Origin of the sequence: Mycolicibacterium chubuense (assembly GCF_001044255.1) — a bacterium.
In the GTDB taxonomy this organism is placed as follows: domain Bacteria; phylum Actinomycetota; class Actinomycetes; order Mycobacteriales; family Mycobacteriaceae; genus Mycobacterium; species Mycobacterium chubuense.
The window spans coordinates 33787-46087 of the sequence record NZ_JYNX01000017.1; the positions used below are offsets into that span (position 1 = coordinate 33787).

General features: G+C 69.5%; 11 protein-coding genes and 2 pseudogenes. 10 read left to right on the top strand and 3 right to left on the bottom strand.

Annotation, left to right across the window (positions count from 1 at the left end; all coding sequences use genetic code 11):
* Position 1 precedes the first annotated feature (1 nt).
* From MCHUDSM44219_RS30665 to MCHUDSM44219_RS03700, 4 genes and pseudogenes are all read left to right on the top strand, one after another.
* Positions 2–513 (top strand): annotated as a pseudogene (locus MCHUDSM44219_RS30665) (mammalian cell entry protein); the annotation flags it as partial.
* 1 nt (position 514) lies between these two features.
* On the top strand, positions 515–2017 hold the full coding sequence (locus MCHUDSM44219_RS03690) for an MCE family protein (RefSeq protein WP_048416874.1): 1503 nt from the start codon (positions 515–517) through the stop codon (positions 2015–2017).
* Complete coding sequence (locus MCHUDSM44219_RS03695) at positions 1981–2646, top strand: Rv1363c family protein (protein WP_048416875.1); 666 nt, start codon at positions 1981–1983, stop codon at positions 2644–2646. Before MCHUDSM44219_RS03690 ends, MCHUDSM44219_RS03695 begins: the two co-directional genes overlap by 37 nt.
* Positions 2647–2681: 35 nt before the next feature.
* On the top strand, positions 2682–3329 hold the full coding sequence (locus MCHUDSM44219_RS03700) for an Rv1363c family protein (protein ID WP_082162028.1): 648 nt from the start codon (positions 2682–2684) through the stop codon (positions 3327–3329).
* Positions 3330–3331: 2 nt separating this feature from the next.
* On the opposite strand, the gene MCHUDSM44219_RS03705 is transcribed toward MCHUDSM44219_RS03700, so the two are convergent.
* Positions 3332–4138, bottom strand: coding sequence for an SDR family NAD(P)-dependent oxidoreductase (locus MCHUDSM44219_RS03705; protein ID WP_048416877.1), 807 nt, complete (start codon positions 4136–4138; stop codon positions 3332–3334).
* Between the two features lie 24 nt (positions 4139–4162).
* Here MCHUDSM44219_RS03705 and MCHUDSM44219_RS03710 point away from each other — a divergent pair, with 24 nt between their 5' ends.
* Positions 4163–5407 carry a WS/DGAT domain-containing protein gene (locus MCHUDSM44219_RS03710; protein WP_048416878.1) on the top strand — a complete coding sequence of 415 codons (1245 nt, stop codon included), beginning with the start codon at positions 4163–4165 and terminating at the stop codon, positions 5405–5407.
* Here MCHUDSM44219_RS03710 and MCHUDSM44219_RS03715 read toward each other — a convergent pair.
* Entirely contained in the window at positions 5404–6066 is a 663-nt protein-coding gene (locus MCHUDSM44219_RS03715; protein WP_048416879.1) for a TetR/AcrR family transcriptional regulator, read from the bottom strand. The two genes, MCHUDSM44219_RS03710 and MCHUDSM44219_RS03715, sit on opposite strands and share 4 nt — an antisense overlap.
* A 65-nt stretch (positions 6067–6131) precedes the next feature.
* Between MCHUDSM44219_RS03715 and MCHUDSM44219_RS03720 the strand changes: the two genes are divergently transcribed.
* From MCHUDSM44219_RS03720 to MCHUDSM44219_RS03730, 4 genes and pseudogenes are all read left to right on the top strand, one after another.
* Positions 6132–7565 (top strand): carotenoid oxygenase family protein, encoded by a 1434-nt coding sequence (locus MCHUDSM44219_RS03720; RefSeq protein WP_048416880.1) that lies wholly within the window; start codon positions 6132–6134, stop codon positions 7563–7565.
* Between the two features lie 49 nt (positions 7566–7614).
* Positions 7615–7802 (top strand): DoxX family protein (locus MCHUDSM44219_RS30670; protein WP_236695337.1); only part of this gene is annotated, 188 nt, incomplete at its 3' end.
* Positions 7803–7857: 55 nt separating this feature from the next.
* Positions 7858–8190: pseudogene (locus MCHUDSM44219_RS03725) on the top strand (DoxX family protein); the annotation flags it as partial.
* Positions 8191–8296: 106 nt separating this feature from the next.
* Positions 8297–10048 (top strand): DUF3556 domain-containing protein, encoded by a 1752-nt coding sequence (locus tag MCHUDSM44219_RS03730; RefSeq protein ID WP_048416882.1) that lies wholly within the window; start codon positions 8297–8299, stop codon positions 10046–10048.
* On the opposite strand, the gene MCHUDSM44219_RS03735 is transcribed toward MCHUDSM44219_RS03730, so the two are convergent.
* Positions 10049–10840 (bottom strand): FadR/GntR family transcriptional regulator, encoded by a 792-nt coding sequence (locus MCHUDSM44219_RS03735; RefSeq protein WP_048416883.1) that lies wholly within the window; start codon positions 10838–10840, stop codon positions 10049–10051.
* A 118-nt stretch (positions 10841–10958) separates the two neighbouring features.
* On the opposite strand from MCHUDSM44219_RS03735, the gene MCHUDSM44219_RS03740 reads away from it, so the two are divergent.
* Positions 10959–12263: an acetyl-CoA hydrolase/transferase family protein gene (locus tag MCHUDSM44219_RS03740; RefSeq protein WP_048416884.1), complete on the top strand. Its 1305-nt coding sequence runs from the start codon at positions 10959–10961 to the stop codon at positions 12261–12263.
* Positions 12264–12301 lie beyond the last annotated feature (38 nt).

Below are 12301 nucleotides of genomic sequence, written 5' to 3' on the forward strand. Positions count from 1 at the left end.
NGTCAGTTCGCCGACCAGAAGCCCGTCGTGGACAAGGCGCTCAGGACGATCCCCGATGCGCTCTCGGTGCTCAAGGACCAGCGCAAGAACCTGGCCGAGGCGCTGACCCAGCTGGGCAGGTTCAGCGCGCTGGCCGCCGACTCGGTCAACCAGACCAAGGAAGCCCTCGTCGCCGAACTCAAGGCCCTCGGCCCGACGGTGGAGCAATTGGCCAACGCCGGCCCCGCGCTCACCCGCGCGCTCAGCTTCCTGCCGACGTTCCCCTTCCCGAAGGAGACGCTGACCAACTGGATGCGCGGCGACTACGCCAACCTCACGCTGGTCCTCGACCTGACGCTGAGCCGCATCGATCAGGGCATCTTCACCGGCTCGCGGTGGGAATGCGACCTGACGTGGCTGGAACTGCAGTGGGGCCGGACCATCGGGCAGTTCCCCAGCCCGTGCAACGCGGGTGGCCCCGGCACGGCGGGCAACCCGCTGGTCGCTCCGTACCGATTCGACCAGGGGCGGTGACATGCGGATAACCCGTCGAATCGTCATCCAGATGTTGATCTTCGGCGTCATCGCGACGACCGCGCTGGGGATCATGGTGTTCGCCTACATGCGGCTGCCCGCCTTCTTCGGCGTCGGGCAGTACCAGGTCACCATGAAGCTGGCCCAGAGCGGCGGCCTGTACCCGCGCGGCAACGTCACCTACCGCGGAGTCGAGGTCGGCGAAGTGAAGAGCGTCTCGCTGACCGACACCGGGGTGTCGGCGGTGCTGTCGCTGAACTCCGACGTCAAGATCCCCGCCGACGTCGACGCCGAGGTGCACAGCGTCTCCGCCGTGGGCGAGCAGTTCGTCCAACTGCTGCCGCGCAGCGCCGACGGCCCGATGCTGCGCAACGGCGACGTGATCCCCGAGGACCGCACGACGGTGCCGACCGACATCAACACCGTGCTGGACGCCACGAACCGCGGACTGGAGGCGATCCCGCAGGAGAACCTGCAGACGGTCGTCGACGAGGCGTACACCGCGGTCGGCGGGCTCGGCCCCGACCTGCGCCGCCTGGTCACCGGGAGCTCGACCCTCGCCATCGACGCCCGCAAGAACCTCGACTCCCTGATCACCCTCGTGGACGAGTCGAAGCCGGTGCTGGACAGCCAGATCGACACCGCGGACTCGATCCAGGCGTGGGCGGCGAACCTGGCCAACGTCTCCGGTCAGCTGCAGCGGCAGGATCCGGCGCTGAGGGGCATCCTCGACAAGGGTCCGGGCGCCGCCGAAGAGGTGCGCGCGCTGTTCGACCGGCTGCAGCCCACCCTGCCGATCGTGCTGGCCAACCTGGTCAGCGTCGGCGAGGTGTTGGTCACCTATCAGCCGAGCCTCGAGCAGCTACTGGTGCTGTTGCCGCAGGGCACCGCGGTCACGCAGGCGGTCGGTGTGCACAAGCGCAACACCAAGCAGGACTACATGGGCGATGCCCTGAACTTCAACCTGAACCTGGCGATCCCGTTGTTGCCGGCGCCCATCCCGCTGCCCCCGCAGGCGATCCCGCCGCCCTGCACCACCGGCTTCCTGCCGGCCCAGCAGCGGCGGGTGCCGACCTTCGAGGACTACCCGGACCGGCCGCCGGGCGACGTGTACTGCCGGGTGCCCCAGGACGCGCCGTTCAACGTGCGCGGTGCCCGCAACCTGCCGTGTGTCGAGGTGCCCGGCAAGCGCGCCCCGACGTGGCAGGAGTGTTTGAGCAACGAGAACTACGTGCCGCTCAACGACGGCTACAACTGGAAGGGCGACCCGAACGCGACGGCGTCCGGTCAGGCCGTTCCGGACATCCCGCCGAACATCTCACCGACACAGTCTTCTCCGCCGCCGGGACCCGCGCCGCCACCCATAGCGGCCGCCGAATACGATCCGGCGAGCGGCACGTACGTTGGACCGGACGGACGTGTCTACACACAGTCCAACCTGGCCAACGGTGCCGCAGAGGAGAAAACATGGCAGACGATGCTGCTGCCCCCGAAGGGGAACTGACGGAGACGACCCCGGAGCCGGACACCACCGTCGAGCCGACCGCCACCGACGAGACCGCCCTCGAGGCGGATGACACCGAGGACACCGACGTCGACGACGCGGAGGACGCGGACGACGCCGAGGTGGCGGCTTCGCGGCGGGCGCCCTGGTCGCACGTCAAGATCGCGCTCGTCGCGGGCCTGGTCGGCGTGCTGGCACTGGCGGGGCTGACGGGCTGGCTGGGCTACCGCACGTGGGAGTCGCAGCGCGCCGAGTCGACCCGCGAGCTGTTCCTCCAGGTGGGCAGGCAGGGCGCGTTGAACCTGACCACGATCAACTGGGAGCAGGCGGACGCCGACGTGCAGCGCATCCTCGATTCGGCGACGGGGACCTTCTACGACGACTTCCAGAAGCGGGCCCAGCCGTTCGCCGAGGTCGTCAAGCAGGCCAAGTCGAAGTCCGAGGGCACCATCGCCGAGGCCGGCCTGGAGACCTCGACCGACGACGAGGCGCAGGTGCTGGTTGCGGTGACGGTGAAGACGACCAATGCCGGCGCCCCCGAACAGCAACCGCGGGCCTGGCGGATGCGGATCTCGGTGGAGAAGCTCGGCGACGAGGCCAAGGTGTCGAACGTGGAGTTCGTGCCGTGAGCAAGGACAAGACAGAGGTCAGCGAGCCCACCGACATGAGCGCAGACGTGAGCACGGACGTCACCGACGAGACGACGAACGCCACCGAGGCCGACGCCATCGAGGAGACCGAGACCGCCGAGGAGACCGAGGCCGCCGACGACACCGAGTCAGCGGACTTCGAGTCGGCCGAGGAGCCCGGGGATGCCCCGAAGCGGCGCAGCACATGGACGCGCGTCGTCGCGTTCGCGGTGTTGCCGGCCATCGCCCTGGGCCTCGCCCTCGGCGCCGGATACCTGAAGTGGCGGGACAACACCGTGCGCGACGGGGAGATCGCGGCCGTGTCGTCGGTGCAGGCGGCCAAGGACAGCACCATCGCGCTGCTGTCGTACACGCCCGACAAGGTGGACCAGCAGCTCGGCGAGGCCCGCAACCTGCTCACCGGCGACTTCCGCGACTCGTACACCTCGCTGACCAACGATGTGGTGATCCCCGGCGCCAAGCAGAAGCAGATCTCCGCGGTCGCCACGGTGCCCGCCGCGGCGTCGGTGTCGGCCACCCCGCAGAAGGCCGTCGTGCTGGTGTTCGTCAACCAGACGGTGACCGTCGGCGCGGACGCTCCGACCGACACCAACTCGAGCGTGCGCGTCACCCTCGAAAAGGTCGGCGACCGCTGGCTGATCTCCGCGTTCGACCCGGTGTAGCGCTACGCCGACCGGCCGGGATGGCTGCGGCCGAGCAGCGGCAGCAGCAGCCGGTGGGGGGCATAGCGGTACAGCAGGGCCGCCGCCCGGTTGGGCGTGCCTGGCACGATGACCGAGCGCCCACCGGCGAGGCCGTCGACCGCGACGCGGGCCACGGTATCGGCCTGCTCCCACAGGAACGGCGGCAGCATCTTCTCGGCCTCCTCGTCGGGAATGCCTGCCGCCGCCCCGAATCCGGTGCGGACCGGGCCGGGGCAGACCACGGCCGCGATCACCCCGGTGCCGCGCAACTCCTCGCGCATCGCCTCGGTGTAGGACAGCACGAACGCCTTGGCTGCGCCGTAGGACGCCTGAAACGGCACCGGCCCGAACGCCCCGACGGAGGCGACGTTGAGCACCGCGCCGCGCCCGCGCGCCACCATGCCCGGCACCAGCCGGGTGCTCAGGTCCACCACGGCCGCGACGTCGACTTCGATCAGCCGCAGTTCGTCGGCCGGATCCACCTTCGCGACCGCACCGAGGTTGGACAGGCCGGCGTTGTTGACCAGGATGTCGACGGTCAGCCCCAGCGCGGCCACCTGGTCGGGCAGCGCGGCCCGCTGGGCGGCGTCGGCGAGGTCGGCGGGCAGCACATGGGCCTGGGTGCCCAGCGCGGCGGCGAGTTCGGTGAGCTTGTCGGCGCGCCGCGCGACCAGGATGACGGGGTAGCCGCGGCGGGCGAATTCGCGGGCGATCTGCTCGCCGATGCCCGATGAGGCGCCGGTGACGAGCACCGCCCCGGCCTTCGACACCGACGGCAGCAGCGACATGCGGCACAGCCTAGCCTTGGCCGTATGACGATGCGCCGGCTCGCCCCGGTCGACGCGCAGACGCTGTGGATGTCGGCGGTCGTCCCGAACGACCAGTTCCTGCTCTACGGGTTCGGCGGCACGGTCGCCGATCCCGGCAACGCGCTCGACGAGCTCCGGCGTCGGGCCGACACGTGCACCGACCTGACCATGCGGGTGCGCGACACCGGCGGCGGGCGCTACCCCGTGTGGGACAGGTGCGCCGTCGACGCTCAGCAGTTCGTGATCTACCCGGACGACACGTGGGAGGGGTGCCTGGTCGCCGTCGCGGGGCTGGTCGCCGACCAGCTCGATCCGTGGACGCACCCCTGGCGGCTCCACGTCTTCCCCGTCGTGGACGACGTACCCGGAGCGGGTGCGGGATGTGTTGCGATCCTGCAGATCTCGCACGCCCTCGCCGACGGCGCCCGGTCCTCGGCGCTGGCGGCGTGGCTGTTCGGCCGGCCCGGCGCCGTGCCGGCGGTGCCACCGCCGACGGGGGGCGGGTTCGTCCGCCGGTCCTTCGCCGCCGCGCGGGCGCACCGTCGGCTGGTCCGCGACACCGATGCGGGACTGGTTCCGCCGCAATCGCTTTCGCGCCCGGCCCTGCGCAGCAACATGCGGCCCGCCGGCGCGCTGTCGGTGCGCACGCTGATCCGGCGGCGCGACCGGGTGCCCGGGCCGACGGTGACCGTCGGCGTGCTGACCGGTGTCTCGTCGGCGCTCGCCGGGTACCTGCGCGAACTCGGCGACGACCCGACGCTGTTGGGTGCGGAGGTGCCGATGGCCACACCCGGTGTGCGCTGGGCGAACAACCACTACGGCAACGTCGGCGTCGGATTGCACCCGCATCTGCCGGCTGACCGTCGCGCCCAGGCGATCGCTGCCGACCTGCAGGGTCGCAGGCGACGCGCGTCGCATCCGGCGCTGGCGGCCGAGGCAGCGGCATTCGCGGCGATCCCCGCGCCGGTGCTGCGCTGGGGCGTCGGCCATTTCGATCCGGACCGGCGGTCCGACACCGTCACCGGTAACACCGTCGTCTCCAGCGTCCACCGCGGCGCCGCCGATCTGTCGTTCGCGGGCGCGCCCGTCGTGCTCACCGCCGGCTTCCCCGCGCTCTCGCCGATGATGGGCCTCACGCACGGTGTGCACGGCATCGGCGACACCGTCGCGGTCAGCGTGCACGCCGCCGAGTCGGCGATCGGCGACGTCGACGCCTACCTCGACCGGCTGGATCACGCGCTGCGCTAGACGCTTTCGGCGGCCCTGGTCAGCGCTGACTGCAGAGACCGCATCGCTGCGCCGCGGTCGTCGCCCATGCCCACGAGAGTGTCGATCACCAGCGGGCCGAGGATCTGCGAGAGGCCATGGCCCTCATGCCCGAAGAAACCCACCATCTCGAGCATCACCGCGCCGTGGTTCAGGCTCCACAACCGGCCGGCCACCGCGAGTTCGTCGTCGTCCCGGATCCGTCCGGCCGCCATCATCCGGTGGACCGCCCGGTGCAGCGCCCCGAACGACAGCGCCCACTCGGTACGGTTACTCGCGCTGCCCGTGACGGTCAGGTCCGTCCGAAACCGCGCGATCGACGCAGGCGCCGTCGTGCCGAACATCAACTGATAGCGCTGCGGGTTCGCCTGCGCGAACCGGTAATAGGCCAGGCCCATCGCGAGGAAGTCGGCGACCGCGTCGTCGGTCTGGGGCACCTCGGTGAGCGCCTGGGCGAATCGCTCGAACACGTCGACGGCGATCGCGTCGAGCAGGCCCGTCATCCCACCGAAATGGGTGTAGACGGCCATGGTCGACGTGCCGGCCTCGGTGGCCACGTTGCGCGCGCTCAGCGCCCCGATGCCGTCACGCTCGAGCAGGCGGACGCCTGCCGCGATCACCTCTGCCGACACCGCGCTCATGATTGCCATGCTGCCATAACGGTGTTATACAGAGAGCGCTATAACGCTGTTATCAGGGGAGTGTCATGGACAACCGCTATCTGAGCGGCGCCTTCGCGCCACTGGCGCAGGAGTACACGCTCACCGACCTCGAGGTCACCGGAACCATTCCCGACTTCCTCGACGGGCGATATCTGCGCAACGGGCCCAATCCGATCGGGGAGATCGATCCGAAGCTCTACCACTGGTTCGTCGGCGACGGCATGGTGCACGGCATCTGGATCCGCGACGGCAGGGCCGAGTGGTACCGCAACCGGTGGGTCCGCGGACCGGCCACGGCCCGCGCGCTGGGTGAGCCGGCGCCGGCCGGTGATTTCCGGGTGTCTTCGATCGGCGCCAACACCAACGTCATCGGTCACGCGGGAAAGACGTTGGCCCTCATCGAGTCCGGCGTCGCCAACTACGAACTGACCGACGAACTGGACACCGTCGGCGTGTGCGATTTCGACGGCACCCTGGCCGGGGGATACACCGCACACCCCAAGCGCGATCCCGACACCGGCGAACTACACGCCGTCTCCTACAGCATGAATCGCGCCGACAGCGTGCAGTACTCGGTGATCGGCGCCGACGGACGGGCACGGCGCACCGTCGACATCGCGGTGACGGGCAGCCCGATGATGCACGACTTCTCGCTGACCGAACGCCACGTGATCCTCTACGACCTGCCGGTCACCTTCGACGTCCATCAGGCGGTGGAGATGACGGTGCCGCGCGGGCTCCGGCTGCCGGCCCGTCTGATGCTGAGCGCCCTGATCGGCCGGGTGCGTATCCCCGATCCGATCGCCGCCCGGATGCCCACTCCCGCGTCGGCGGATCGACGATTCCCGTACTCGTGGGATCCGGACTATCCCGCGCGCATCGGCGTCATGCCGCGTGAAGGCACCGGCGACGACGTGCGATGGTTCGACGTCGAACCCTGCTACGTCTTCCACCCGATGAACGCCTACGACTCGGGGGACACCGTGGTGCTCGACGTCATCCGGCATCCGAAGATGTTCGACACCGACCACCTGGGGCCCAACGAGGGCCCCCCGACCCTCGAGCGCTGGACCGTGGACCTCGTCGACGGCAAGGTGCGGGAGTCGCGCGTCGACGACCGTCCCCAGGAGTTCCCCCGCGTCGACGAACGGCTCGTCGGGAAGCGGCACCGCTACGGGTACGCGCCCTGCTTCGGCGACGGGAGCGGAGCCGAGACGCTACTCAAACACGACCTGATCGGCGACAACTCCGTGGCCCGGTCGTTCGGCGACGGAAAGGCGGTCGGAGAGTTCGTCTTTCATCCGTCCTCACCCGATGCCGACGAGGATGACGGCGTGCTGATGGGCTTCGTCTACGACCGGCAGGCCGACCGCAGCGAACTCGCGATCCTCGACGCGCAGACCTTGGAGGATGTGGCCGCTGTCAAGCTGCCGCATCGGGTCCCCGCAGGCTTCCACGGCAGCTGGGTGCCTGCCTGACGGTCCCCGGCGGGCGCGCCGACGTGACAGATGTTCTAGATTTTGTTGCATGACTGCCTACGACGTCGGAGTGCTCATCCTGCGGGTCGTCCTCGGCCTGACGATGGCCGCGCACGGCTACAACAAGTTCTTCGGCAAGGGCGGCCTGGCCGGGACCGCCGGCTGGTTCGACAGCATGGGCATGAAGCCGGGCATGTTCCACGCCCGCATCGCGGCCACCACCGAGATGGCTGCGGGNGGGGCCGTCGGTGTCGGATGCCACGCCGGAGATCGCGGCTGCCCTCAGCGATGCCTCGGTCTGGCCGTCGGTCTGCTCACCCCGATCCCCGCCGCCGGCTTCGTCGCGCTGATGCTCGTCGCGGCGTGGACCGTGCACAAGCCGAACGGGTTCTTCATCGTCAAGGAGGGCTGGGAGTACAACCTGGTGCTGGCGGCCTCGGCGGTCGGCATCGCGACCATCGGCGCGGGCAGGATCAGCCTCGACTACGCGCTGTTCTCCGGCACCGGGTTCTACGACTTCCTGCACGGGTGGTGGGGCCTGCTGATCGCGCTGGTCTTGGGGCTGGCCGGCGGTATCGGCCAACTGGTGATCTTCTACCGTCCACCTGCCAAGACCGGCGCCTGAGTGACGCAGACTGTGCATCGGGGTACGCCCCGCGCGGCGGCGTGTCGCGGAGGAAACCGCACATTCGGGTGAAGGGGAACTGGAACACGTTCTAGTCTTGATGCCCATGGGGTTTCTCAAACAGGACGCGCCGGTCGTCGACTACGCCGAATGGAGCAAGGGAACTCGCGCGGAGCGGATCGTTCCGATGGCCCGGCACTGGGCCGAGGTGGGCTTCGGCACACCGGTCGTGATGCACCTGTTCTACGTCGTCAAGATCCTGCTGTACGTGCTGTTCGCGTGGCTGGTGGTGTTGACGACCCGGGGCATCGACGGGTTCACCGACGTGGCGGCCTGGTACCACGAACCGATCGTGTACCAGAAGGTCGTCTTTTACACGATGCTGTTCGAGATCGTCGGCCTGGGCTGCGGCTTCGGCCCGCTTAACAACCGGTTCTTCCCGCCGATGGGCTCGGTGCTGTACTGGTTGCGGCCCAAGACCATTCGGCTGCCGCCATGGCCGAACCGGATCCCGTTGACCAAAGGCGATGCGCGCACACCGTTCGACGTCGTGCTCTACGGCGCGCTGCTGGTGATGCTGGTTGTCGCTCTCTTTTCCGATGGCACCGGTCCCATTCCTGAGCTCGGTTCCGACGTCGGGGTACTGCCGGTCTGGCAGACCGCGACCATTCTCGGCCTGCTCGCGCTGGCCGGCCTGCGCGACAAGGTGCTGTTCCTGGCGGCCCGCGGTGAGGTCTACGGCGCCCTGGCGGTGTGCTTCCTGTTCACCGGCGCTGACATCGTCATCGCCGCCAAGCTGGTGTGCCTGGTCATCTGGATGGGCGCGGCGACGTCCAAACTCAACAAGCACTTCCCGTTCGTCATCTCGACGATGATGAGCAACAACCCGGTCATCCGGCCGCGGGCCATCAAGCGCCGGTTCTTCGAGCACTTCCCGGACGATCTGCGGCCCGGCCGCGCATCGCGGTGGCTCGCGCACGTGTCCACCGCCATCGAGATGCTCGTGCCGCTGGTGCTGTTCTTCTCCCACGGCGGCTGGGTGACCGCGGTCGCGGCGGTCGTGATGCTGTGCTTCCACTTTGGGATCCTGTCCGCGATCCCGATGGGGGTGCCGCTGGAGTGGAACGTCTTCATGATGTTCAGCGTGCTGGCGCTGTTCGTCGGCAACGCCGGTATCGGTCTCGGCGATCTGCACAGCCCGTGGCCGCTGGTGCTCTTCGCGGTGTCCGCCGGCACCGTCGCGATCGGAAACCTGTTCCCGCGCAAGGTCTCCTTCCTGCCGGGGATGCGGTACTACGCCGGCAACTGGGACACCTCGCTGTGGTGTATCAAGCCGTCGGCGGACGCGAAGATCGCCGCGGGCATCGTCGCGATCGCCAGCATGCCCGCCGCCCAGATGGAGAAGTTCTACGGCAGCCGGGAGACCGCCGAGATGTACCAGTACATGGGATATGCGTTCCGCTCGTTCAACACCCACGGCCGCGCCATGTTCACGCTCGCGCACCGGCTGATGGCCGGCCACGACGAGGCCGAGTACGTGCTCACCGACGGGGAACGCATCTGCAGCACCGCGATCGGCTGGAACTTCGGCGACGGTCACATGCACAACGAGCAGTTGATCGCCGCGCTGCAGAAGCGCTGCCGGTTCGAGCCGGGGGAGGTGCGGGTGCTGCTGCTCGATGCGCAGCCGATCCACAAGCAGCGCCAGGAGTACCGCCTCGTCGACGCGGCCACCGGGGAGTTCGAGCGCGGCTACATCATGGTGGCCGACATGGTCACCCGGCAGCCGTGGGACGACACGGTCCCGGTGCACGTGACCTGGCAACGCCACGACCACCATGATGTCGACGCGTCCTAGTTACCCCATCACGTCACGCACGGGCACGTTCTCCAGCCCGGTGAGCAACAGTTCGCGGGACACGTCGAGGTGCTTGCGCCAGTGCGCCTCGGCGCCCGCGGCGTCACCGGCCCGCAGAAACGCCATCAGCTTGCGATAGGAGCGCATCAGCTTCTCGTAGTCCGCCTTGGACACCGGGCGGCGCTCGTTGAACACGAAAGCCGTGTGCCGCACCGTGATCTCGTGCAGCATGCCGGCGACGATGCCCAGCGTCGCGTTGCCCGACAGCTGCACCACCCGCAGATGAAACGCGCCGGTGTTCTCGGCCAGCCGCTCGGACTGCCAGCCGTCGGCGACCAGTCCCTCGAGCAGTGCGTCGAGTTCCTCGAAGGCCTCGGCAGAGCCGGACTCGGCGAGCAGGCGCGCCGCCAGCGGCTCGATGCCGGCCTTCGCCGTGAGCAGATCGGCGATCGTGGCGCCGGACAACTCGAGCAGCAGCCCCGCAGGACGGGCGACCACCTCGGGACCGGGGACCCGCACCCGGGCGCCGGTCCGCGATCCGCGGCGGACCTCGACGAGCCGCTCGGATTCCAGCACCCGCACCGCCTCGCGCAGCGTCGGACGGCTGACGCCGAAGTGCGCCATCAACTCGGCCTCGTTGGGCAGGAAGTCGCCATCGGTGAGCTGGCCCTCGACGACCATCCGGCGCAGCGTGCCCGCGACGAGCTCCGCGGTCTTCGGCGAGCGCACGGCAGTACCCGAACCGGTCGAGTCCGGGCCGATCATCGGCGCCAGCCGGGTACTCCGCGTCACGACAAACTCCTGAGAAGGCCACCGAACGTCACGGTGAGCTGTGCAACTCAGTAAACCATGTCGACGCGCGGTGGTCTTTTGTGCCGGCATCGCGACATCGCATGGCAGGGTAACGGCCATGCCGGAGGAACTGACCGCCGAGGAGGCCGCGGCGCGGCTGCATCCCGCCGACACGCTCGGCATTCCTCTCGGCCCGGGACAGCCGCCGGCGTTCCTGCGCGCCCTCGGCGAGCGGACCGACTGGACGGCGCTGTGCGTCTACGGTGCGCTGCTGACCGTCGGGACCGAGCTGTTCACCCGCCCCGGCGTGCGCTACCTGTCCGGCTTCTTCGGGCCACTCGAGCGCGCGCTGCGCGACACCGATGCCGGCGTGGAGTTCATGCCCGCCGACTTCCGCCGCTTCGGGCCGCTGCTGGAACGCCAGTCGCCGCGCGTGATGACCACCGTCGCCACCCCGCCCGACGCCGACGGATGGTGCTCGCTGTCACTGCACGCCGGCGGCACGGTCGCCGAATTGCGCCGTGCCGGTGCCGATCCCGACCGAGTGCTCGTCGTCGAGGTGTCCGACGCCTATCCGCGCACGGCCGGGTTGGGCGAGCGGTACCGGCACGCGCTGCACGTCGACGAGATCGACGTGCTGGTCGCCTCGACGGACGCGCCGCTGGCGTTTCCGTCGCCGCCGCCGACCGACACCGACACCGCGATCGCCCGCAACGCCGTCGCGTACATCGGCTCCGGCGCCACGCTGCAGACCGGCATCGGGTCGATCCCGAGTCAGATCGCCGCGCTGCTCGCCGACGGCGACCACGGCGACTTCGGCCTGCACAGTGAGATGTTCACCGACGGCTGTCTGCGGCTGCACCGCGCGGGCAAGGTGACCAATGCGCGCAAGGGCCAGTTCGACGGGGTCAGCGTGACGACGTTCGCGCTGGGATCGGCCGACCTCTACGCCTGGCTGGACGACAACGACGACGTCGCGTTCCTGCCCGTCGACGTGGTGAACGCCCCGGAGGTCATCGCCGCCAACGCGAACATGGTGTCCATCAACGGGGCGCTCGCGGTCGACGTCCACGGTCAGGTGGTCGCCGACACCATCAGCGGCGACCAGTTCAGCGGCATCGGCGGCGCCGAGGACTTCGTGGCCGGTGTCGGCCTGGAACTGTCGGACCGGTCGTTGATCTGCCTGCCATCGACCTACGACGACGGCGGGGTGGCGCGGTCGCGCATCGTGCCGCGCTTCGACGCCGGGGCGGTGATCACCACACCGCGTCATCACGTCGACGTGATCGTCACCGAGTACGGCGCGGCCGAGCTCGAGGGGCTGACGGTGCGGGAGCGGGGGGAGGCGCTCGCGGCGATCGCCCATCCGCAGTTCCGCGACGAGCTGGCCGACGCGGCCGACCGGGCCGCGCGCGGCCGCTGACCGGTGCTCTGACGCGGTCGTGACGTCTACCAACCAGT